The 21,433-nt window shown below is 62.2% G+C and carries 18 protein-coding genes and 4 tRNA genes; 10 read left to right on the top strand and 12 right to left on the bottom strand.

The annotated features are described in order from the left end of the window. The first annotated feature begins 90 nt into the window (after nucleotides 1–90). The 9 genes from clpP (at nucleotide 91) to KI609_RS15255 (ending at nucleotide 6,770) form a co-directional block, all read left to right on the top strand. Nucleotides 91–699 (top strand): ATP-dependent Clp endopeptidase proteolytic subunit ClpP, encoded by a 609-nt coding sequence (clpP, locus tag KI609_RS15295; protein WP_226444446.1) that lies wholly within the window; start codon nucleotides 91–93, stop codon nucleotides 697–699. 102 nt (nucleotides 700–801) lie between these two features. Then, a complete protein-coding gene (gene clpX / locus KI609_RS15290) occupies nucleotides 802–2,067 on the top strand; it encodes an ATP-dependent Clp protease ATP-binding subunit ClpX (RefSeq protein ID WP_226444445.1) in 1,266 nt (421 codons plus the stop codon). Nucleotides 2,068–2,193: 126 nt separating this feature from the next. Then, nucleotides 2,194–4,626, top strand: a complete 2,433-nt coding sequence (lon, locus tag KI609_RS15285) for an endopeptidase La (protein WP_226444444.1) — start codon at nucleotides 2,194–2,196, stop codon at nucleotides 4,624–4,626. An 87-nt stretch (nucleotides 4,627–4,713) separates the two neighbouring features. After that, a tRNA-Gly gene (locus tag KI609_RS15280) sits at nucleotides 4,714–4,789 on the top strand. Nucleotides 4,790–4,847: 58 nt separating this feature from the next. Further along, nucleotides 4,848–4,921: transfer RNA gene (locus KI609_RS15275), tRNA-Cys, on the top strand. A gap of 175 nt (nucleotides 4,922–5,096) precedes the next feature. Next, a tRNA-Gly gene (locus tag KI609_RS15270) sits at nucleotides 5,097–5,172 on the top strand. 152 nt (nucleotides 5,173–5,324) lie between these two features. Further along, nucleotides 5,325–5,417, top strand: a tRNA-Leu gene (locus KI609_RS15265). Nucleotides 5,418–5,430: 13 nt separating this feature from the next. Then, a complete protein-coding gene (locus KI609_RS15260) occupies nucleotides 5,431–6,069 on the top strand; it encodes a DUF6806 family protein (protein ID WP_226444443.1) in 639 nt (212 codons plus the stop codon). Between the two features lie 176 nt (nucleotides 6,070–6,245). Then, nucleotides 6,246–6,770, top strand: a complete 525-nt coding sequence (locus KI609_RS15255) for a M48 family metallopeptidase (RefSeq protein WP_226444442.1) — start codon at nucleotides 6,246–6,248, stop codon at nucleotides 6,768–6,770. An 82-nt stretch (nucleotides 6,771–6,852) separates the two neighbouring features. Here the strand turns inward: KI609_RS15255 and KI609_RS15250 are convergent, their stop codons facing one another. The 7 genes from KI609_RS15250 to KI609_RS15220 form a co-directional block, all read right to left on the bottom strand. Then, complete coding sequence (locus KI609_RS15250; RefSeq protein ID WP_226450450.1) at nucleotides 6,853–7,800, bottom strand: glutamate racemase; 948 nt, start codon at nucleotides 7,798–7,800, stop codon at nucleotides 6,853–6,855. A 186-nt stretch (nucleotides 7,801–7,986) separates the two neighbouring features. Continuing rightward, entirely contained in the window at nucleotides 7,987–9,555 is a 1,569-nt protein-coding gene (locus tag KI609_RS15245) for a fumarate hydratase (protein ID WP_226444441.1), read from the bottom strand. A 416-nt stretch (nucleotides 9,556–9,971) separates the two neighbouring features. After that, complete coding sequence (locus KI609_RS15240; RefSeq protein WP_226444440.1) at nucleotides 9,972–12,131, bottom strand: putative bifunctional diguanylate cyclase/phosphodiesterase; 2,160 nt, start codon at nucleotides 12,129–12,131, stop codon at nucleotides 9,972–9,974. A gap of 287 nt (nucleotides 12,132–12,418) precedes the next feature. Further along, entirely contained in the window at nucleotides 12,419–12,784 is a 366-nt protein-coding gene (locus KI609_RS15235) for a Mor transcription activator family protein (protein ID WP_226444439.1), read from the bottom strand. Beyond that, a complete protein-coding gene (locus KI609_RS15230; RefSeq protein WP_226444438.1) occupies nucleotides 12,778–13,440 on the bottom strand; it encodes a gp16 family protein in 663 nt (220 codons plus the stop codon). Before KI609_RS15230 ends, KI609_RS15235 begins: the two co-directional genes overlap by 7 nt. A 62-nt stretch (nucleotides 13,441–13,502) precedes the next feature. Continuing rightward, nucleotides 13,503–13,775 carry an HU family DNA-binding protein gene (locus KI609_RS15225; protein ID WP_226444437.1) on the bottom strand — a complete coding sequence of 91 codons (273 nt, stop codon included), beginning with the start codon at nucleotides 13,773–13,775 and terminating at the stop codon, nucleotides 13,503–13,505. 344 nt (nucleotides 13,776–14,119) lie between these two features. After that, nucleotides 14,120–14,404: a hypothetical protein gene (locus KI609_RS15220; protein ID WP_226444436.1), complete on the bottom strand. Its 285-nt coding sequence runs from the start codon at nucleotides 14,402–14,404 to the stop codon at nucleotides 14,120–14,122. Between the two features lie 425 nt (nucleotides 14,405–14,829). On the opposite strand from KI609_RS15220, the gene fumC reads away from it, so the two are divergent. Continuing rightward, nucleotides 14,830–16,215 carry a class II fumarate hydratase gene (fumC, locus tag KI609_RS15215; RefSeq protein ID WP_226444435.1) on the top strand — a complete coding sequence of 462 codons (1,386 nt, stop codon included), beginning with the start codon at nucleotides 14,830–14,832 and terminating at the stop codon, nucleotides 16,213–16,215. A gap of 198 nt (nucleotides 16,216–16,413) precedes the next feature. Here fumC and KI609_RS15210 read toward each other — a convergent pair whose 3' ends face one another. From KI609_RS15210 to proX, 5 genes are all read right to left on the bottom strand, one after another. Continuing rightward, nucleotides 16,414–17,112 carry a response regulator gene (locus KI609_RS15210; protein ID WP_226444434.1) on the bottom strand — a complete coding sequence of 233 codons (699 nt, stop codon included), beginning with the start codon at nucleotides 17,110–17,112 and terminating at the stop codon, nucleotides 16,414–16,416. Next, entirely contained in the window at nucleotides 17,109–18,755 is a 1,647-nt protein-coding gene (locus KI609_RS15205) for an ATP-binding protein (RefSeq protein WP_226444433.1), read from the bottom strand. The genes KI609_RS15210 and KI609_RS15205 overlap by 4 nt, the downstream gene beginning before the upstream one ends. A gap of 15 nt (nucleotides 18,756–18,770) precedes the next feature. Then, on the bottom strand, nucleotides 18,771–19,076 hold the full coding sequence (locus KI609_RS15200; RefSeq protein WP_226444432.1) for a hypothetical protein: 306 nt from the start codon (nucleotides 19,074–19,076) through the stop codon (nucleotides 18,771–18,773). A 137-nt stretch (nucleotides 19,077–19,213) separates the two neighbouring features. Next, nucleotides 19,214–20,047 carry an intradiol ring-cleavage dioxygenase gene (locus KI609_RS15195; protein WP_226444431.1) on the bottom strand — a complete coding sequence of 278 codons (834 nt, stop codon included), beginning with the start codon at nucleotides 20,045–20,047 and terminating at the stop codon, nucleotides 19,214–19,216. 294 nt (nucleotides 20,048–20,341) lie between these two features. After that, complete coding sequence (gene proX, locus KI609_RS15190; protein ID WP_226444430.1) at nucleotides 20,342–21,373, bottom strand: glycine betaine/L-proline ABC transporter substrate-binding protein ProX; 1,032 nt, start codon at nucleotides 21,371–21,373, stop codon at nucleotides 20,342–20,344. Between the last annotated feature and the right edge of the window lie 60 nt (nucleotides 21,374–21,433).

The following is a 21,433-nucleotide window of genomic DNA, read 5'->3' as shown; positions in this document are numbered from 1 at the left end:
GGGTGCTGGTGATACACAGCAGGGGCTTGTGCTTTCGCGCACAAGCCCCAACTCATTTCTGGGTACAGTACCTGCTTGACTGGAGTAAATATGAGCGCATTGGAAACACAAGGCTTGGGCATGGTTCCCATGGTCATCGAGCAGTCGGGCCGTGGTGAACGGTCTTACGACATCTACTCACGCCTGCTCAAGGAACGCGTGATTTTTCTAGTGGGCGAGGTCAACGACCAGACGGCTAACCTGGTGGTGGCGCAGCTGTTGTTCCTGGAGAGCGAGAACCCTGACAAGGACATCTCCTTCTACATCAACTCGCCCGGTGGCAGCGTGACGGCCGGTATGGCGATCTACGACACCATGCAGTTCATCAAGCCCGACGTGTCCACGTTGTGCTGCGGCTTCGCCGCCAGCATGGGTGCCTTCCTGCTGGCAGCCGGGGCCAAGGGCAAGCGTTTTTCGCTGCCCAATTCAAAGATCATGATTCACCAGGTGCTGGGCGGCGCGCGAGGCCAGGCAACGGACATCGAGATCCATGCGCGCGATATCCTTCGCACCAAGGACCAGATGAACCGTATCCTGGCTGAGCGCACGGGCCAACCGCTGGAGAAGATCCAGCGTGATACCGAGCGTGATTACTTCATGACCGCCGACGAGGCCAAAGACTATGGCATTGTTGACCAGGTGATCAGCAAGCGCTCCTGAGCACCATAGGGTCGCCGTGCGGCGTTTTCCCCTGGGGAAGACGCCGTTTCTTATTTGGTTATCATCCCGACAACTTTCCGTAACAAGCAAGGCATTGCCCCCATGGCCGAGAAAAAAGGCTCTTCCAGCGAAAAAACCCTTTACTGTTCTTTCTGCGGCAAAAGCCAGCATGAAGTGAAGAAGCTGATCGCCGGTCCGTCGGTCTTTATCTGCGACGAGTGCATTGACCTGTGCAACGAGATCATTCGCGACGAGCTGCCCGCAGGGGACGCGGTGCGCGAAGGCCGCAGTGATCTGCCTACGCCGGTGGAGATCAAAACCAACCTCGACAACTATGTGATTGGCCAGGATGTGGCCAAGCGCACCTTGGCCGTGGCTGTGTACAACCACTACAAGCGCCTGCGCCACAAAGACAAGGCCCATAAGGACGATGTAGAGCTGTCGAAAAGCAATATTTTGCTGATCGGCCCCACGGGCTCCGGCAAGACATTGCTGGCGCAGACCTTGGCGCGCATGCTCGACGTTCCTTTTGTGATGGCGGATGCAACCACGCTGACCGAGGCGGGTTACGTGGGCGAAGATGTCGAGAACATTGTCCAGAAGCTGCTGCAAAGCTGTAACTACGATGTCGAACGTGCCCAGCGTGGGATTGTCTATATCGACGAAATCGACAAAATTTCGCGAAAGTCGGACAACCCCAGTATTACCCGTGACGTGTCGGGTGAGGGCGTGCAGCAGGCGTTGCTCAAGCTGATCGAAGGCACCATGGCCAGCGTGCCGCCGCAGGGCGGCCGCAAGCACCCGAATCAGGACTTTTTGCAGATTGACACCACCAATATCCTGTTCATCTGTGGCGGTGCGTTCGCGGGGCTTGAAAAAGTCATTGAGAACCGCACTGAAGCCTCCGGTATTGGTTTCGGAGCATCGGTCAAAAGCAAGAAACAGCGGTCGTTGACCGAGGTCTTCACCGAGATCGAACCCGAAGATCTGATCAAGTTCGGCCTGATCCCTGAGCTGGTCGGCCGGATGCCGGTGGTGACTGCCTTGGCAGAGCTCAGCGAAGATGCGTTGGTGCAGATCCTGACAGAACCCAAAAACGCGTTGGTCAAGCAGTACAGCAAGCTTCTGGCCATGGAAGGTGTCGATCTGGAGATCCGCCCTGCCGCGTTGAAGGCCATCGCTCGCAAGGCACTGGCGCGCAAGACGGGAGCCCGTGGCCTGCGCTCCATCCTGGAGCAATCGTTGATCGGAACGATGTTTGACTTGCCCAACACCAGCAATGTGGAAAAGGTGGTGCTGGACGAGTCCACCATCGAAGAAAACAAGCCTCCGCTGCTCGTTTATCGCGAAGCGGCCAAGAAGGCCTGAAATGACCGGCGCGGGCGCCTTGTTGTCGCCCCTTGAACCATCAACCCTGGCGGCAGTGCGGCTGCACGCCAGGGTTGAAAATCCCCGCATGTGGACCATATTCCACAGAGTACTTTGAGGATTCTCATGTCCGGACATACCCCCCTGCCTGCTACCCCCCTTGATTTGCCGTTGTTGCCATTGCGCGATGTGGTGGTTTTCCCCCACATGGTCATCCCGCTGTTCGTGGGCCGTGCCAAGAGCATCAAGGCGCTTGAGATGGCCATGGAGTCGGACCGTCGCATCATGCTGGTCGCCCAAAAGGCCGCGGCCAAGGATGAGCCATCGGTCTCGGACATGTTTGACGTCGGCTGCGTATCGACCATTCTGCAGATGCTCAAGCTGCCCGATGGCACCGTGAAGGTGTTGGTCGAAGGCCAGCAGCGTGCCCAGGTGACCTCCATTGACGATGCGGAGACCCACTTCCTGGCCACCGTTACGCCCGTTGAAGCCGTGCCCGACGCTGGCAAGCCCAGCGAGATCGAGGCATTGCGCCGTGCGGTGATGCAGCAGTTTGACCAATACGTCAAGCTCAACAAGAAGATCCCTCCCGAGATCCTGACCTCGATCTCCAGCATTGACGATCCCGGCCGCCTGGCCGACACCATTGCAGCCCATTTACCGCTCAAGCTGGAGAACAAGCAGGTGGTGCTTGATCTGTCCGATGTGAAGGCGCGACTCGAAAATCTGTTCGAGCAACTCGACCGTGAGGTTGACATCCTGAATGTCGACAAGAAGATTCGGGGTCGCGTCAAACGTCAGATGGAGAAGAACCAGCGCGACTTCTATCTCAACGAGCAAGTCAAGGCCATCCAGAAGGAGTTGGGTGAGGGCGACGAGGGGGCCGACATTGACGAGATCGAGAAGAAGATCAAGCTCGCCAAGATGCCCGCCGAAGCGCGCAAGAAAGCAGAGGGCGAGCTCAAGAAGCTCAAACTGATGTCACCCATGTCTGCCGAGGCATCTGTGGTGCGCAACTACATCGAGGTCCTCACGGGGCTGCCGTGGAGCAAAAAAACCAAGATCAAACACGACTTGGTGAACGCCGAAGAGGTGCTCAACGAAGACCATTACGGTCTGGACAAGGTCAAGGACCGAATCCTTGAATATCTTGCAGTGCAACAGCGCGTTGACAAGGTAAAGGCTCCGATCCTTTGCCTGGTGGGGCCTCCGGGGGTTGGCAAGACCTCGCTGGGGCAGTCCATCGCCAAGGCAACGGGACGCAAGTACGTGCGCATGGCTTTGGGAGGCATGCGCGACGAGGCGGAGATTCGTGGACACCGTCGCACCTACATCGGCGCACTGCCGGGCAAAGTGCTGCAGAGCCTGTCCAAAATCGGGACGCGGAACCCGCTGTTCCTGTTGGATGAAATCGATAAGCTGGGCACCGACTTCCGGGGTGATCCGTCAAGCGCGCTGCTGGAGGTGCTTGATCCAGAGCAGAACCATACCTTTGGCGATCACTATGTGGAGGTCGATTTCGATTTGAGCGATGTGATGTTTGTCGCCACATCGAATTCGATGAACATCCCGCCTGCGTTGCTTGATCGCATGGAGGTCATTCGTCTGTCGGGTTACACCGAAGACGAGAAGACCAACATCGCCATGAAATACCTGCTGCCCAAGCAGCTCAAGAACAATGGCGTAGAGGACAAAGAACTGCTCATCACCGAGGCAGCCGTGCGCGACATGGTGCGTTACTACACCCGAGAGGCTGGCGTGCGTTCGCTCGAACGTGAGTTGTCCAAGATATGCCGCAAGGTGGTCAAGGGGCTGCAGCTCAAGAAGCTGGAGCCGCAGGTGGTCGTGACGGCGGACAACCTACCTGATTTCTTGGGCGTGCGCAAATACACCTATGGCCGTGCAGAGCTGCAAAACCAGGTGGGACAGGTCGTAGGGCTGGCGTGGACAGAGGTAGGCGGTGATTTGCTGACCATCGAAGCGGCCATCATGCCCGGCAAGGGCGTGATCACGCGCACCGGTTCGCTGGGCGATGTCATGAAAGAGTCTGTGGAAGCTGCACGCACAGTGGTGCGCAGCCGGTCGCGCATGCTGGGTATCAAGGATGAAACTTTCGAGAAGCGCGACATCCATATTCATGTGCCAGACGGTGCAACGCCCAAGGATGGGCCCAGTGCTGGCGCAGCAATGACCACGGCTTTCGTGTCGGCCCTCACCGGTATTCCGGTGCGCGGCGATGTGGCCATGACAGGCGAGATTACCCTGCGCGGTGAGGTGACGGCCATCGGTGGTCTCAAGGAAAAATTGCTTGCAGCATTGCGTGGCGGCATCAAAACCGTGTTGATTCCCGAGGAGAACGTGAAGGACCTGCAAGAGATCCCCGATAACGTAAAAAGCGCCCTGGAAATCGTGCCGGTGCGCTGGATCGACAAAGTGCTTGAGATCGCCCTGGAAACCAAACCTGTGCCATTGACGGATGAGGAAGTTGCGGTGGTCTCGACGCCAACGGCGGACAAAGCGGTGGCCTCATCGGTGGCAGCGGACGGATTGAAACATTGAAGTAAATTTTTTTTGGAAGCCCCGAAAAATGCGCTACAATTCATTCCATCGCAGCAAACGTTGTACAATGTGAGGCTTCGGTAAAATGCGGGAATAGCTCAGTTGGTAGAGCGCAACCTTGCCAAGGTTGAGGTCGAGAGTTCGAGACTCTTTTCCCGCTCCAATTTCCAAAAAAAGGGAAGCAATCGCTTCCCTTTTTTTTCAGATGGTTGGGGTTTTTGGGCGCGGTAGCAAAGCGGTTATGCCCCGGATTGCAAATCCGGTTAGTCCGGTTCGACTCCGGACCGCGCCTCCAGTTCGCTCGGAATTGCCCTGGGCTTTTATCCCTTATGGGGTGGAAGCTGATGAGGGACGAAGAGAGATTGGGACGAAAAGTTTTTTGGCTTGCAATCCTACAGGCCAAAAAATAGATGTATAATTTGAGGCTTACTGATTCACGCTGATGATTGCATCGGCAGGGTCATTGAAATGCGGGAATAGCTCAGTTGGTAGAGCGCAACCTTGCCAAGGTTGAGGTCGAGAGTTCGAGACTCTTTTCCCGCTCCATTTTTGCAAGGGAAGCTTCGGCTTCCCTTTTTTCTTGGCGGTGTAGAGTGTTGTTCGGTTGTGTCGGCACTCTGCAACCAGATACGACAGGGCATTGCGCGCGCGTGCTGCCCGGGTTACGCTGCGACGCAGGTGTGCGTTGGTCAGCCGGCGCCCCGATGGTGAAATTGGTAGACACTGCGGACTTAAAATCCGCCGCTTTCCTGAAAAGGGGCGTGCCGGTTCGACCCCGGCTCGGGGCACCATTACGATTCAATCATGTCAAGTTACAACGCTCCCTTCGAAATCCACGTTCACGGACAGGTTCAGTTGCGCGCCGATGCGAGCTTCGACCAGATCCAGGATGCACTCAAACCCCTGTGGAAATACGCTGGTGCCCGCTCATTGGCGGACGGCGCGGCCAGCGCCTACGAAGAAGAGCCGGGTATCAAGTTCGATGCACAAGAGCACGTGCTGCAGATGTGCTGGACCGTGCGGGGCGATGAAGACTTTCGCCAGTCGCTCGATGAGATGTGCATGAGCCTCAACGAACTGGCCGAGTTGGGTGCTGCCATCGAAGTGACGTTCTACGACACCGATTTCGATGAAGACGAAGAAGACCAGGGCGCTGAATCCCGTGATGATTTCGTCATGTTGTTTGTGGGTCCCACGCCAGCGGCCATCATGCAGGTGCAGCGCGATCTGCTGGTGCAGGATGTGGTGAACATGATGGAGCGCCATTTCGATGGTGCTGAACTCGGTGGTGTGGTTACCGAAATCGACAAGTTATTCAGCCAGCGATTTGACGCGCTGGTGAATTCGTTGGAAATTGGCAAACCTCCCCGTGGGCCTGGTGGCTCTGGCTCTGGTGGTGGCCACAGCAATGGTGGTGGTCGTCGACCACGCCACCTGCACTGAATCTCCATAGGTCAATAGGGGGTGACGCCCGGCCTAGCCCAGCCACGCGTGTGGCTGGGAAGGCGATGTGGAGCGCGTGGCAGCCGTCGTATTCGCAGTCCTCGCAGCCACTGCCCGGCCAGAGAGGGATGCGCTGTGGTGACCCCTGGGGCCTGTAGGTTCACCTTCTCTCGCTAATGAAGTCCGACCTTCCTTATCTGCGTTCATACCCTGAGTCCCTGCAGGACCAGGCGCGCGATTTGCTCGCGCAAGGGCGCCTGGGCACGGTGCTGCAGCGCCGATACCCCGCAGCCCATGCGGTGCGCAGCGACAAGGCTTTGTATGAATACGCGCAAGATATCAAGGCGCGGTTTTTGCGCAATGTGGGCACGGTCAACAAGGTGCTGTTTGACAGCAAGATTCATGTGGTGCGGCACGCTCTGGGGCTGCATACCGCCGTGTCGCGTGTGCAGGGCAACCGGTTGGCGGCCAAACATGAGATTCGTGTCGCCGCGATGTTCAAGCAGGTGCCCGACGAGTTTTTGCGCATGATCGTTGTGCATGAGCTGGCCCATCTGCGAGAGAAGAACCACGACAAGGCGTTCTACCAGCTGTGTACCCATATGGAGCCGCAGTACCACCAGTACGAGTTTGATTTGCGCCTGTATCTCACGCATGTAGAACATGCAGGGGAGCTGCTCTGGGGTTCTGATACTGAGTGACGACGGGTTAAAAACTATTGCTGCAAATTTGATAGCTGCCAGCGCTTTCTGCTAAAGCGCTGGCGGCCATTTTGGCCTGTATTCAGGGCACAGAAACCATCGCGCAGCAGTGTGCGGGCAGGTCGAGCCAGCGGCGCGCCCCGGCCTGCAGCAGTTCAACCGGGCCAGTGGTCAACAGGCGAACGTTGGGGTGAGCTGGTGGCGTGGGTTCGGGCATGCGCGTTGGGTCCGGCAATGTTTCTATCCCCTGCGCCGCTGATCCGTTTTCTTCCGGCGGACCCGCATTGAGCAAGTTTCCAGCCTCCAGCAATCGCCGTGTTTGGCGCGCGACCGGCGCCCCGGTTTCGATGAATTGCACGTTGGGCCCGACCAGCGCCCGCAGTTCATGCTCCACAAAGACGTAATGGGTGCATCCGAGCACCAGCGTATCCATCTGCCCGGGGGCGGTGCCGAAATCCCCCATGGCGCGGATGTAGCGCTGGCACAAGGCGCCGGTCTCGGTGGCGGTGATCGCATCCGGCGCAGCGCCATCGCGTGCCATGGGCAGCGCGACACTGCGCTCGACGGCATGGGCCAGGCCGTCGCAGGGTTGCAGGACAAAATGGGCTTGATCGGCCAGAGAGGCCATCAGCTTGCCGAACTTGGCGCTGGTCAGCGTGCCCCGGGTGCCGATAACCCCCACGTGCCCTGTTTTGGTGGCTGTGAGGGCCGTTTTGATGGCCGGCTCCAAGCCCACCAGCGGCAGTTCGGGATGGCTCTTGCGCACCTCATGAATGGCCGCTGCAGTGGCAGTGTTGCAGGCCACCACCAGCGCTTTGATATGGTGCTGTTCACACAGGTACTGCGTGATGGCATGGGTTCGCGCGCTCACATAGGCGTCACCGCGCTCGCCATAGGGCGCGTTGGCACTGTCGGCGAGATACACAAAGCGTTCATGGGGCAGTGCGGCCAGGAGTGCGCGCAATACGCTCAAGCCCCCCACGCCGCTGTCAAACACACCGATGGGTCGATGCTGCTGCGCCGAGGTCACGGGCCCTGCGCCAGGCGTGTGGTTGTGTGGTGGTGTGAGCGTGGAGGACAAAGTGTTCACCGGCAGGGTCCGTGGCGACCGAGGGCACTTGGCGCTGTGTGACGGAACGCGACGTGTCAATGATTACATTCGCGTGCCGTCTGTGTTGCGACCAAGGACCTCGGCCTGGTTCCGTTTTTTGAGGTATCAGGCGGCCGCCGCCACGCCAATGCCCTTGAATTCACCGGTGGCGATGCGCTTTTGCCATTCGGCAGGGCCCGTGATGTGGGCGCTGGTGCCACCGGCGTCCACTGCCACGGTCACGGGCATGTCCACCACGTCGAACTCGTAGATGGCTTCCATGCCCAGGTCGGCAAAGCCCACGACCTTGGCGGTCTTGATCGCTTTGCTGACGAGGTAGGCGGCGCCGCCCACGGCCATGAGGTAAGCGCTCTGGTGCTTCTTGATGGCCTCGATGGCGACCGGGCCGCGCTCGGCCTTGCCCACCATGGCGATCAGGCCGGTCTGGGCCAGCATCATCTCGGTGAATCCGTCCATGCGCGTGGCGGTGGTCGGGCCTGCGGGCCCCACGGCTTCGCCCTTCACCGGGTCCACAGGGCCCACGTAGTAAATGATGCGGTTGGTGAAGTCCACGGGCAGCTTCTCGCCCTTGGCCAGCATGTCCTGGATGCGCTTGTGTGCGGCATCGCGGCCGGTCAGCATCTTGCCGTTGAGCAGCAGCGTGTCGCCGGGCTTCCAGCTGGCCACTTCTTCCTTGGTCAGCGTGTCCAGGTTGACCTTCTTGCTCTTGTTGTAATCGGGTGCCCAGTTCACGTTGGGCCACAGGTCCAGGCTGGGGGGCGTGAGGTACACGGGGCCCGAGCCGTCCATCACGAAGTGCGCGTGGCGCGTGGCGGCGCAGTTGGGGATCATCGCAATCGGCTTGCTGGCCGCGTGCGTGGGGTACATCTTGATCTTGACGTCGAGCACCGTGGTCAGGCCGCCCAGGCCCTGTGCGCCGATGCCCAGGGCGTTGACCTTTTCAAACAGCTCCAGACGCAGCGCTTCGACTTTATCGAGGGCCGGGCCGCCGCTCTTGGCGGCTTCGGCCTTGGCCTGCAGCTCATACATGTCCAGATCGTCCATCAGGCTTTCCTTGGCCATGAGCACCGCCTTCTCGGCCGTGCCGCCAATGCCGATGCCCAGCATGCCGGGCGGGCACCAGCCAGCGCCCATGGTGGGCACGGTCTTGAGCACCCAGTCCACCACGTTGTCGCCGGGGTTGAGCATGTACATCTTGGACTTGTTTTCCGAGCCGCCGCCCTTGGCTGCCACGGTGATGTCCACCGTGTTGCCGGGCACGATCTCGGTGAAGATCACGGCGGGCGTGTTGTCCTTGGTGTTCTTGCGGTCGAACTGTGGGTCGGCCACCACGCTGGCGCGCAAGGTGTTGTCGGGGTGGTTGTAGCCACGGCGCACGCCTTCGTTGATGGCGTCGTCCAGGCTGCCGGTGAAGCCTTCCCAGCGCACGCCCATGCCCACTTTCAAAAACACGTTGACGATGCCGGTGTCCTGGCAGATGGGGCGATGGCCGGTGGCGCTCATCTTGCTGTTGGTCAGGATCTGCGCAATCGCATCCTTGGCGGCCGGGCTTTGCTCGCGCTCGTAAGCACGCGCCAGATGGGCGATGTAGTCGGCGGGATGGTAGTAGCTGATGTATTGCAGCGCAGCGGCTACGGATTCGATGAGGTCGTCCTGGCGGATGGAGGTGGTCATGGCTGTCGTGGGGGAGTCTTTATGGGGAACGCAAACACGTGGGTGTCGTGCCCGCCGCACGCACCACCCTGCAACCAGCGAAGGGATGCAGGGTGTTGTGCTGAACGCAGCAGGCAGGCAGGCCGTATTTTGACAGACCCCCACTGGCAGCGTGTTGCGCTCGGGCAATAGGCGCCACGGGCGTTGGTGCGGTAGACGCGCTGGGTGCAATGCAGACAGAGGTATGTCCATGATGGATGCGCGCCGCGTTGATGCGGAGCCCATTTGCCAGTTCCCCCGCACCGCCACAGGGCACAGAGGCCACGCCGGGCTCTACGCGGGCGTGACCACGCCCGCCTGTTCCCCTGCGCTTCCCATGGTGCTGCCCGCAGCCTGGATGGATGGAGTCCGGGGCGATCCGCCGTGGTTCTCTGTGATCAGTCCGGAAAACTGCCAAACACCGAGGGCGTGAAGTCAGCGCTGCCTGCAGGTTTGTCGCCCTGGGTCCACGCCAGCAGCGTGTCGGCGGGCATGGGCCGCGCGAAGAAAAAGCCCTGCAATTCATCACACCGCATCGCCAGCAGAATGTCGCGCTGGCCTGCCGTTTCCACCCCTTCGGCCACCACGCGCAGGCTCAGCGCATGGGCCAGCCCGATCACGGCGGCCACCACGGCGCGGGCGTCTTCGCTGGTTTCCAGATCGTTGACAAAACTGCGGTCGATCTTGAGCTGCTGGGCGGGCAATTGGCGCAGGTAATTCAGGCTCGAATAGCCGGTGCCAAAGTCGTCGATGGACAAAAACACACCAATCCGGGCCAGCCCTTCCAGCGTGTGCTGGGTGGCCTTGATGTCTTCCATCGCGACCGACTCGGTGATCTCGCACAACAACTGTGAGGCGTCGACGCCGTGCAGCGTCAGCGCCTGCTCAATGCGCTCGGCCAACCCGCTTTCGCGCAGCTGGTGCACCGACAAGTTGATTGCCACACGCATGCGCAAACCGCTGCGTGCCCATTCGGCGGTTTGGCGGCAGGCCTCGTTGATGACCCAGTTGCCCAGGCGCACGATCAGCCCGAAACGCTCGGCCAGGGCAATGAAAATCATCGGGCTCACCATGCCATGCTGGAGGTGGTTCCAGCGCAGCAGCGCCTCGACACCGCTGATCTGGCCGCGCGTGCCGTCGATTTTGGGTTGGTAATGAAGCGACAGTTCGCCCCGGTCCAGCGCCTGGCGCAGGTCATTTTGCAGCTCCAGCTGCTCCGAGGCGTCAGAACCCATGTGCGGCTCGAACAGCGCATAACAGCTGCCGCCTGCGCGTTTGGCGGCGTACATGGCGGCATCGGCGTTGGCCACGAGCTTGGTGCGGTCACCGTGGTCCGGGTGCACAACAATGCCGATGGAGCAGGCGATCTGAACGTTCTTGCCCGCTATGTCAAACGGCTTGGCCAAGGCGGCCAGGACCCGGTTGGCGACGGCGACGCAGGCCGCCACACTCGTCACATCCTCCAGCAGGATCAGAAACTCGTCGCCGCCCACCCGCGCCACGGTGTCGGACTCCCGCGCCTCGGTCTGCAGGCGGCGTGCGGCGCTGCGCAGAATTTCATCGCCCGCCGCGTGGCCAAACGAGTCGTTGATGGGTTTGAAACCGTCCAGGTCGACAAACAACACGGCCAGCCGGTCCACGACATGCAGGTGATTGGTGCGGTCCAGGCGCAACACGGCATGGATGAGCCGGTCTTCGAACAGCAGCCGATTGGGTAGGCCCGTGAGCGGGTCGGTGAACGCGCGCTGCTGCAGCTCGTCATTGGCGGCCTGCAGCCGCAGGTTGCTTTCCTTGAGCGACTTCGTGAGGCGCTCGGCAGTGCTTTGCAGCCGGGCGTCGAGGATGGCGGTGAACAGCGTGCTCACCAGCAGCATGCCGGTGGCCAAAATCACCAGTGCAGTCAGCCCGGGGCCGCCCAGCTCCCCGGCACTCAGGCACACCGAGCCCACGGCAAACTCGGCGGCGGCCATGCCGGTGTAGTGCATGCCACAGATGGCCACCGCCATCAAAAACGATGCTGTCAGTTGATACACCAAGCGCTGCCCCGGTTTCACGCGGCGCAGCAGTTGGAAAATCGTCAGGGCCGTGGCCGAGGCCAACACCGCAATCACGACCGACAGCGCCACCAACGCAGGGCTCCAGACGATACCGGGCGACATCTGCATCGCTGCCATGCCGATGTAGTGCATGCCGCTGATGCCTGCACCCATCACGAGGGCGCCAATGGCCAGCTGCGTGCGGCCAAGACTTTCGCGGCTCGCCAGACCGAGCGCCATGGCGGACGCGCCCACTGCCGCCAGCCACGACAACAGCGTCATCCCGCCCGCAAACCCGATCGCAATGGGCAACTGGAACGCCTGCATGCCCAGAAAATGCATCGACCAGACGCCCGTGCCCATCACGACAGAGCCGGCCATCCACCAGGCCCGCCCCACGCGCCCTTGGGCCGTGCGCACGCGGCGCGCCAGGTCCAGCGTCACATAAGAGGCCAACATGGCAATGGCAAACGATGCAGCCACCACCAAAAGCTGGTAGCTGGAGGTCATGAACTGGGTCATGGTCTGAAAAAATGCAGGAGGGAGGGGGACGGCCGAACCGGGATGTGTCGGTCTGGACACGCGGCGCGCGCGTTGCACGGGCCGGTCAAGCTGCGCGCAGTGTAAAGAGAGATTCCCATCTCTGCTGGCGTGGGGAATTAGGGTGGTGCATCCTGTGTGAAGGGAGTTGAGATAAACAAACCCAAAACGTCGCGATAAATCGGGATTTAAGGGAATGTTTGGGGATAGGGTGAAACGGGCCGCTGTAACTTGATTGCATTGGGTGAAACCCATGCGGCCCCCAGAAGCTAGACCATCAGCTGCATCTGGTCGTCGCGAGTCTGTCTTGCGAGGCGAGCCTTTACCCGGCTGATGAGCTTGCGCATGCCGCGTTCACCCATGCCGTACTTTAGCGCCAGCTCGCCGTAGTTGTCGCCGTTGAAATGGCGATAGATCTCGACCTCCATCAGGGACAGCTTACGGCGCTGGTCCTTGGGGATGTTGATCAGTTGACCACCCCAGTGGTCGGCGATGTGATCAGCAAGCGCATTGGCCATGACATTGGCTGCTGTTTCCGCCAAGCCATATTCCTCAAGGCGTTTCTCAACGAAGGCCACGAGGTCCTCGAATAGCTCGTTACGCCGCTCTGCCATTCTGGATTCTGGGTTCAGCATGCGGCCTCCTTGGCTTTGAGAACAGCCAAATTGGGATGGATTGGGCGTCCTAGCGCGTCCATGAAGCATTCCCAAGCCCACCAGTGCTTGTCGAAGCCCTCGCCCTCGATCAAATACAGTTCCGCACGCTGGGCGAGCTCGATCTGCCGTTCTGACAAGGGCGCAGCTCGGCGGGCCTCCATCAGCTCTTGGCGCAGCGCCGCCACGGCGGCGGGCAGGAACCGCATGGCCCACTTCTTGAGGGTCTCGATCAAGGTGTCAGTGACACTGCTACGCACCCAGCGAAGGTCATCGACCTTGGCGATCCGCTTCACATATGCAGCGAGGGCACGCTCCGAGGGATCGTTCACCACACCAAGCGCATGCAAGAACAGCCACAAAGCCCGCACCTTGCTGGTATCGCGGTTGATGGTTTGCGTACGGTCTCCGGTCTTTGGACGCACCTGGAAGCCCTTGGTCTTGAGGTGTTCCAAAACATCCACCATGCCTGGAACACCCATCGTCGTGAGAGATGCGGACTTTCCAATGGACAGCAGGATGGACCGATATGTCGGCTCATCCAGGCCATGCTTCTGGCCGAGTTCGCGCTTTGCCACGTGGATCAGCTTGATCAGCGTGGCGCGGCGGTTGTTGGCGGGGGCGTTGGCAGTGGTCATAAACGGTGTTCCAGGTGGCTCACCAGAGCCCCCAGGTCGGGGGCTCCAGAAAACCGGCTGGATCAGTTCAGCGCTTCCTTGAACGCCTTGCCAGGCGTGAACTTGGGTGCCTTGCTCGCTTTGATCTTGACGGGGTCGCCAGTGCGCGGATTGCGGCCAGTGCGTGCCGAGCGCTTCGTCACCGTGAACGAGCCAAAGCCCACCAACGTGACAGAGCCGCCCTTCTTCAGCGTTCCCTTGATGGCCTCGGTTGCAGCTTCCAGGGCGGCACCTGCTGCGGTCTTGGAGATACCGGCCTGGTCGGCCATGCGTTCGATCAATTCAGACTTGTTCATGAATCACTTTCTAGGGTTGAGGAAACCGGTGGAACGGCACCGGTGACCGGATCGGGCAGCGACTGGAGGAAACGCTCCCGATCTGCGGTAGTTGATGGATGGCTCGGGCACACACCGCAAATCCCACCGGCCTGACGCGCCCCAAGGCGGCCGGTGCGCGTGGCACTGCGCTATCCGGTCAACAGCCGTTGCTCTGCGCGTCCGGGTATCCGCGAGTGCTTCAAAGCCTTCGACATGGAGGCCCTCAAGCTGGACTACACCGTGGGTGGTGGTGCCAACCGTGTCGAGCGCGGCGAGCTGATCATCTACAACTGGGACCTTCAGGCAGAACCGGCTGGGCTGTTCTAGAGAGCTGCCGCGCTGCTCCCGAGGAAATTGGTGGTGTGCAGGCTGTACTTGGCCTTAGCGTCGGCGACAGCGTCATAAATCGCCCCTTGGCACGCTTCCGGTAACTTGGTGATGGCTGGCCAATCCAGTAGCTCCCAGTTGGCTCCCGTAAAGATGTCCGGACGATGCTGCGGCCAAATAGCGGCTCCGACTTGTGACATATGGCCCTCAGACCGCTGGTCTTGGCCGATGGCTTGGATCAGATGTTGGCGAAGTTGGTCCGTGGTGACTTGAATGCGCATAGGGGCTCCTGGAGAAGTTGAGCCCCCATGGTGGCGTCACGACCTTAGGAATGGAAGGTGGAAACTGCGTGGAATCGTCGCCGACGCGTGCCGTCAAGGTTCCCCCTTGACATAGGATGCAATTTCGTTGCTGCAGGTGAAACGCCAATGTCAGGGGTTTATCGCAGCAAGTCACATCGAGTTTTCGCGCCGCGCTTCACCTGTGGTCGCTGCCGCGCGCCATGAACGCCTGTGTTGTAGCAACCAATGTTTTGCAAATGAGAATTGTTCGCTCGTGAATAATGTGGCCGGGCACCTTGCGGCATCATTTTTCGACTGCGGACGGGGCCTTGTCGTCGCCAACCACTGCCGCCCGCGCTGCGGCGGGGCGCCGGTATTGATTGCCCCACCTCTTTTTTCTGTTGATTTTTGGAGGACTCCTGCCCATGACTACCCGTACCGAGCGTGACACCTTTGGCCCTATCGACGTGCCTGCCGACAAGCTCTGGGGCGCGCAGACCCAGCGTTCGCTGCAGAACTTTGATATCTCGGGCGAGCAGCAGCCACGCGAGATCATCAAGGCGCTGGCCCAGGTCAAGCGGGCGTCGGCGGTGGTCAATCACGCGCTGGGCCTGCAGGACGCGAAGAAAACAAACGCCATCGTGGCGGCAGCCGATGAAGTGATCGCCGGTCAACACCCCGCAGAATTCCCGCTGGTGGTCTGGCAAACCGGCTCGGGCACGCAGACCAACATGAATGTGAACGAAGTGCTGGCCAACCGTGCCAGTGAACTGCTGGGCGGCGAGCGTGGCGAAGGCCGGCTGGTGCATCCCAATGACGATGTGAACCGCAGCCAGTCGAGCAACGACGTGTTCCCCACCGCCATGCACGTGGCGGCCGTGCAAGCGCTCACGCACCGCCTGCTGCCGGCCATCGCCAAGCTGCGCGCCACGCTGGCCCAGAAGGCCCAGGACTTCGACGGCATCGTCAAGATCGGCCGCACCCATTTGCAGGACGCCACCCCGCTGACGCTGGGCCAGGAGTTCTCGGGCTACGTGGCCCAGCTCGACCACGGCGAGCGCCACGTGCGCGCCGCGTTGCCGCACCTTTGCGAGCTGGCTCTGGGCGGCACCGCCGTGGGCACGGGCTTGAACGCGCCCAAGGGCTACGCAGAGCGGGCCGCCGCCGAGCTGGCGCGCTTGACCGGGCTGCCCTTTGTCACCGCGCCCAACAAGTTCGAGGCCCTGGCCTCGGTCGATGGCCTGGTGTTTGCGCACGGCGCGCTCAAAACGCTGGCAGCCAGCATGATGAAAATCGCCAACGATGTGCGCTGGCTGGCCAGTGGCCCGCGCAGTGGCATTGGTGAACTGAGCATCCCCGAGAACGAGCCGGGCTCATCCATCATGCCGGGCAAGGTCAACCCCACGCAAAGCGAGGCGGTGACCATGCTGGCCGCGCAGGTGTTCGGCAACGATGTCGCCATCAACTTCGGTGGTGCCTCGGGCAATTTTGAGCTCAACGTGTTTCGCCCCATGGTGGCCCACAACTTCCTGCAGAGCGTGCGGCTGCTGGCCGACGGCATGGTCAGCTTCAACGACCACTGCGCAGTAGGCATAGTGCCCAACCGCGAGCGCATCAGCGAGCTGGTGGACCGCTCGCTGATGCTGGTGACCGCGCTCAACACGCACATCGGCTACGACAAGGCGGCGTTCATCGCCAAGAAGGCGCACAAGGAAGGCACCAGCCTGCGCGAAGCCGCCGTGGCGTCAGGCCACGTCACCGGCGAGCAATTTGACCAGTGGGTGGTGCCCGCCGATATGGTGGGGCGGTGATGCTGGCGCTCTTTGGCGCCCTTAGTCCCCATGGTGCCTTTAGCCGCTTGACGATGGATCGTGGGCAGCGCGGCCACCTTGGAAACAAGAAATACCGTTCAAAATGGCGTGAAGCGCTTACGCATCAAGCGCTATTAGCTATCAAATAAGGAGTGGTTTGCGTGGGCAGAGAGAGCGCTTGCTCCGCCTTGCCGCCGCTCAGTCCGCCGCCGCCGGGTCGAGCGCAAAGCCCACGCCGTACACCGAGCGAATCCAGTCGCTGCCATCGCCGCTGGCGGCCTTGAGCTTCTTGCGCAGGTTCTTGATGTGGCTGTCGATGGCGCGTTCGTTCACGTCCAGCGTGTCGTCGTAGGCCTGGTCGAGCAGCTGCGCACGCGAGAAGATGCGGCCCCGCTGGCGGGCCAGCACTTGCAGCAGGCGGAATTCGCGCCGCGTGAGGCCTAAGGGGGTTCCATGCAGTGTGGCCTGCCACTGCGATTCGTGCAGCGTCAGCGCGTTGACCTTGGTGCTGGCCGCCGGGTCCTGGTCGGCCGCCGCCGTGCGGCGCAGCACGGCCTTGGCGCGGGCCACCACCTCGCGGGGTGAGAAGGGTTTGCAGATGTAGTCGTCTGCGCCCAGCTCCAGGCCGATGAGGCGGTCCACCTCTTCGACGCGGGCGGTCAGCATGATGATGGGGTGCTGCGTGTGGCGCCGCGCCTGGCGCAGGATCTCCAGCCCATCTATGCCGGGCAGCATGATGTCCAGCAGCGTGAGGTCGGGCGGCGTGGTGAGCATGCTCGCCAGCCCTGCGGTGCCGGTGGCCTGGTGCTCGACGGTGTAGCCTGCGTGGCGCAGGTAGTCCACCACGATGGTGGCGATGTCGGGTTCGTCTTCGATGACAAGAATGCGGTGGCTCATGGTGCTGTGTTGTCGAGAAGGGGCAGGCTGAGCGTGATCCGCAGGCCGCCGAGGGGGGATTTTTCGGCCATCAGCGTGCCGCCATGGGCCAGCACGATGGCGCGGCAGATAGCCAGGCCCAGGCCCGAGCCGCCATGGTCGCGGTTGCGCGAGGTCTCGGCCCGGTACAGGCGTTCAAAAATGCGCGGCAGTTCGGACGAGGACACGCCGGGCGCGCTGTCGTCCAGCTGCACCTGCCATTGCGCCGCACCGCTGGCATCGGTGGCCTCGCGCGCGGTGATCTGCAACTGCCCGCCTGCGTCGGTGTAGCGCAGGCTGTTTTCGAGCAGGTTCATGAACACCTGGTGCAGTTGTTGCGCGTCACCTTGCACCACGGGGGCTGGCGACTGTGCGGCCAGGGTGTCCAGCCCCGCCGTGTCTACGCTGATGCCTGCCTGTTCCAGGCGCGGGCGCATCGACGCCAGCGCTTCGGTCAGCAGCGAGAGCGGGTGCACAGGCACACGGGCCGATGGTGCGCTGTTGCCTGCAGCGTCCAGGCTGGCGCGCAGGTCGCCCACCAGCTGGATCAGCCGCATCACCTGCCGGTGCAGGCGCAGGGCGGTCTTGTCGTCAAACGCGCGGATGCCGTCTTGCACGGCTTCGATTTCGGCGCGCATGGCGGCCAAAGGCGTGCGCAGCTCGTGGGCCACATCGCCCAGCCACTGGCGGCGCGATGCCTCGACGCTGCCCAATTGCTCGGCCATGGTGTTGAAGATGCGGGCGAGTTCGGCCATCTCGTCGTGGCCCTGCACGGCTACGCGGGTGTGCAGATGGCCTTGTGCAATGCCACGCGCGCCGTTGGCCAGCGCCTCGACCGGCGCCAGCCAGCGCCGCGCCAGCCAGCCCGAAAGCAGCAGCGCCAGTGCCAGGCCCGCCAGCCCGGTCCAGACCATAAAACCCAGGTGTTGCGCGAGAAAGGCCCGGTCGGCCTCGCTGTGCACGCCCTGCGGCGGCGCGAGCAGCAGGTGGCCAATGGTCTGGCCATCGTGGCCGCGCAATACCAGGCGCGCGCCCCCGGGCTGGGGGGCGGTGCCCACCACCAGCCGCTCTTGTGCATCCAGGAGGCCCAGGCGCGGGTAGAGGCCATCGGCGTGGCGCGGTGGGCGGAGCGGCCCGTCGTTGTCAAACGCGCGCATGTCTGGCAGCCCTGGGGGTGGGGGTGCATCGGGCAACGGCCAGCCTCCGGGCGGCAGCCCCATGTCTGCTTCATAGGGTGAAGGCAGCGCAGAGGGCGGGGGCGTGCTGCGGCCTCGGCCCTCGTTGTCGGAGGCGGCGGCCTCGGCGGTGTTGCGCGGCACGTCTGGCCTGCGCAGGAAAGGCGCCGGGTGGCTGAGTCGGCCCCACAGCAGGGGCTGGTTGCGCAGGCTGTTCCATCCGCCCGCCTGGAGGTAGTGGGCCTGCAGGCGCTCGGCCAGCCAGTCCATGCGGGCCAGCTCGATCTCGGCCACATAGGGCCCCAGCCCCCGCTGCAGGCCCAGACGCGAGAAGCCCGCAAAGATGAGCAGCATGGCCACCAGCAAGGCGGCCAGCGCAATGAAGGCTTTGCTGTGCAGGGTCAGGCGAGGCAGCCGGGGCCACCGAGGCAGCGAGGGACGATTGGGCATGGGCGGGGCGACGGGTCAGCGGGCTGGGGGCGGGCCACCTGCGCCGCCCGGGCCGCCAGGGCCGCCAGGGCCCCCTGCGGGCATGGCAACCAGGGTGCCGCCCATTGTGCGGCAAGTGCCCGTGAGTGATTTGCCGTCGGGCATGGTCAGCGTCACGCTGGCGCCTTCGGTTTTGTCTTTGCACGCGGCGTAGGCCTCTGGGGGTGGAGCGGGCGGGGTCGAGCGGTCCTGGGGCTGCGAAAACGCGGGCGCTGCGGCCGCCGCAGCGGTGGCCAGTACGGCCAGGGCCGCATAGGTGAGCAAGGGGCGTTGTGGTGTCATGGAGGGAGTGCTTTCGGGTGGTGGTGAAGGGACGGGCGGGGGAAGGGAGGAGGGTGGAGGAAGTGCTGCGTGCTATGGATGACGGTTGTTCCGTTGCTGTGCCGTGTCTGTGCGATGGGCGGTGCGGACGCTTGCGTTCAGGCCGCGATGGACAGGGTGATGCTGGCCGCGTAGCCGCCATCGCTGTTGGCCTGCACCGTGGTCATCTCCAGATCGGTGCCGTCACTGAACACGTTGTCGGTGGCAAAACTCATGGACGCCAGGTTGCGCACGCTGGCGCTGTAGCCCGCGTTGGCGTTGTAGATGCTGCTTAAAACCGCCGTGGGGAAGGCCAGCTGCGTGGTCTTGATGGCGTTGCGCGCATTGCTGGCTGCTGCAAGGCTGGGGTAGACCTCCAGGTGCATGTGGGGCATGCGGCCGGCGTAGCAGCCGGGCACGACGGTCGTGAAAGTGACGGTGCCGTTGGTGTCGGTGGCCTGCACGCCGCGCAGGTGGTTGTCGGCAATGTTGCTGGTGGTGTAGACCGAATAGTTGCCGTCCTGGGTGCAGTGCCACAGGTAAATGGCGTAGCCCGCCAGCGGGGCGCAACTGGCGCTGGCGTTGGTCAGCGTGATGGCGATGGTGAGCGGCACGCCGCCGACCTGGGTGGATGAGCCGATGGAGCTGCGGATGTCCGAGCGCACGATGCCGCTCAGGGTCAGCACGTTGTAGCTGTTGTTGCTGACCGTGGAGCCATCGGCCGGGTAGGGGCCTGCGGTTTCGTCAGGGGCCACGGAACAGGTGGCACCAGCGCCGGTGGTGGTGCCTGTGCCCGATCCGGAGCCAGTTCCGGTCGTGGTGGTGGTGTCGCTGGCGTCGGCTTCGGTATCGCTGCCGCTACCGCTACCGCCGCAGCCCAGCAAGGAGGTGAGGCCCAGAGAGCTCAAGGCGCTGAGCGCAAGGCGGCGGCTGGTGGGGGCGGTGCGTTCCATGGGTTCTCCGAAGGGTGGGAATGGCCTGCACTGTGCCGCCCGAATGCGGAGGAATTTGGGAGCGCCTTGATGCCCTGGTTGTCATAGGAGTACTCACTTTTTGATAGCTGGTTGCGCTTGTTGGTAAAGCGCTAGAGGCTGTTTTTATATAAATAATTGCCCGCTGCAATGGGTAACGCCCAGGGGGCATCGCTGCTGGCCGTCGCCACAAAAAAGCCGGCACCCCACCCCGTGGTGTGCCGGCCGGCTGCTGCGCGCTGCGGCGACGCCAGCGGGCGCAGGGCGTGTTGGCGTTTATTTGGCGGCAGCCAGGGCCTGGTCGATCCAGCCGTCAAACGTCTTTTGGTGCCCCTTGATCCAGCCGTCGGTGTGGCGGGCCAGATCGGCGGGCTTGTTCTGGCCGTTCTTCATGGCCAGGTTCTGGGCGTTGATGTCACCCACGGGCAGTTGCATCAACTCAAACAGCTTGGCAGCAGCCGGGTTCTTTTCCACAAACTGCTTGTTGGCCACGATGCGCTGGTTGTTCAGCACAAAACCGTAGTTCTTGCCGTCAGGCAGCGTGGTGTCGAGCTTGGCCTGCTCGCCGGGCAACGACGAGTGGGGCACTTGCAGCCACACCACGTCCTTGCCGGGCTGCAGCACGCCGCTCACCCAGTAGGGGGTCCAGGTGTAGTACAGGATGGGCTTGCCTTGTTTGTAGCGGGCGATGGTGTCGGCAATCAGCGCCGAGTAACTGCCCTGCACGTGGGTCACCGTGTTGCTGAGCTTGAAGGCCTTGAGCTGGTGCTCGATCACGGCTTCGCAGCCCCAGCCGGGGTTGCAGCCGGTGAGGTCGGCCTTGCCGTCGTCGTTGGTGTCAAACAGCTGGGCCAACTTGGGGTCGCTGAGCTGGCTGATGTGGGTGATCTTGTATTTGTCGGCCGTTTTTTTGTCGATCAGATAGCCCTGCGCAGCATTTTGCGAATAAGTCCCCGCGCGCGACAGCTTGGCGTCGCCGCCCGCATTTTTGTAGAAGTCGGCGTGCAACGGATCCCAGTGGTCGGCCATGAACGTGGCGTCCCCGTTGGCAATCGCCACGTGGGCTGTGGCGTACTCGATCTCCTTGATGGGTTGCACGGCGTAGCCCAGCTTTTGCAGCGCGCGGCTCACCAGCAGGGTCTGAAAGGTTTCTTCGGCAATCGAGCTTTGCAGCGGCTGCGCGGCGATGCCCTTGCCGGGCAGGTCTTTCGCATGCGCGGCGCCAGCAAGGCCGAGCGCCACCAGGCTGGTGGCCAGCAGGCTGCGGGCGGCGAGGGTGGGCGTGAAACGGTGGTTTGTCCATGTCATGGATTTTTCTCCTGGGTTGCAAAACTGAATCGATTGAGGCGCAGCAGCGCTGCGGCATTT

The sequence above is a fragment of the Acidovorax radicis genome (assembly GCF_020510705.1).
In the GTDB taxonomy this organism is placed as follows: domain Bacteria; phylum Pseudomonadota; class Gammaproteobacteria; order Burkholderiales; family Burkholderiaceae_C; genus Acidovorax; species Acidovorax radicis_A.
Note: the sequence above shows the minus strand (reverse complement) of the source record. Positions and strands in the feature narration are given on the sequence as shown.

Bases quoted from the DNA above. Each gene is read 5' to 3' on its own strand.
- KI609_RS15255 (WP_226444442.1), top strand. From the start codon at position 6,246: ATGAAGTCCGACCTTCCTTATCTGCGTTCATACCCTGAGTCCCTGCAG.
- clpX (WP_226444445.1), top strand. From the start codon at position 802: ATGGCCGAGAAAAAAGGCTCTTCCAGCGAAAAAACCCTTTACTGTTCT.
- KI609_RS15205 (WP_226444433.1), bottom strand. From the start codon at position 18,755: ATGCCCAATCGTCCCTCGCTGCCTCGGTGGCCCCGGCTGCCTCGCCTG.
- KI609_RS15220 (WP_226444436.1), bottom strand. From the start codon at position 14,404: ATGCGCATTCAAGTCACCACGGACCAACTTCGCCAACATCTGATCCAA.
- clpP (WP_226444446.1), top strand. From the start codon at position 91: ATGAGCGCATTGGAAACACAAGGCTTGGGCATGGTTCCCATGGTCATC.
- KI609_RS15200 (WP_226444432.1), bottom strand. From the start codon at position 19,076: ATGACACCACAACGCCCCTTGCTCACCTATGCGGCCCTGGCCGTACTG.
- KI609_RS15260 (WP_226444443.1), top strand. From the start codon at position 5,431: ATGTCAAGTTACAACGCTCCCTTCGAAATCCACGTTCACGGACAGGTT.
- KI609_RS15225 (WP_226444437.1), bottom strand. From the start codon at position 13,775: ATGAACAAGTCTGAATTGATCGAACGCATGGCCGACCAGGCCGGTATC.
- fumC (WP_226444435.1), top strand. From the start codon at position 14,830: ATGACTACCCGTACCGAGCGTGACACCTTTGGCCCTATCGACGTGCCT.
- lon (WP_226444444.1), top strand. From the start codon at position 2,194: ATGTCCGGACATACCCCCCTGCCTGCTACCCCCCTTGATTTGCCGTTG.
- KI609_RS15210 (WP_226444434.1), bottom strand. From the start codon at position 17,112: ATGAGCCACCGCATTCTTGTCATCGAAGACGAACCCGACATCGCCACC.
- KI609_RS15245 (WP_226444441.1), bottom strand. From the start codon at position 9,555: ATGACCACCTCCATCCGCCAGGACGACCTCATCGAATCCGTAGCCGCT.
- KI609_RS15230 (WP_226444438.1), bottom strand. From the start codon at position 13,440: ATGACCACTGCCAACGCCCCCGCCAACAACCGCCGCGCCACGCTGATC.
- proX (WP_226444430.1), bottom strand. From the start codon at position 21,373: ATGACATGGACAAACCACCGTTTCACGCCCACCCTCGCCGCCCGCAGC.
- KI609_RS15195 (WP_226444431.1), bottom strand. From the start codon at position 20,047: ATGGAACGCACCGCCCCCACCAGCCGCCGCCTTGCGCTCAGCGCCTTG.
- KI609_RS15235 (WP_226444439.1), bottom strand. From the start codon at position 12,784: ATGCTGAACCCAGAATCCAGAATGGCAGAGCGGCGTAACGAGCTATTC.
- KI609_RS15240 (WP_226444440.1), bottom strand. From the start codon at position 12,131: ATGACCCAGTTCATGACCTCCAGCTACCAGCTTTTGGTGGTGGCTGCA.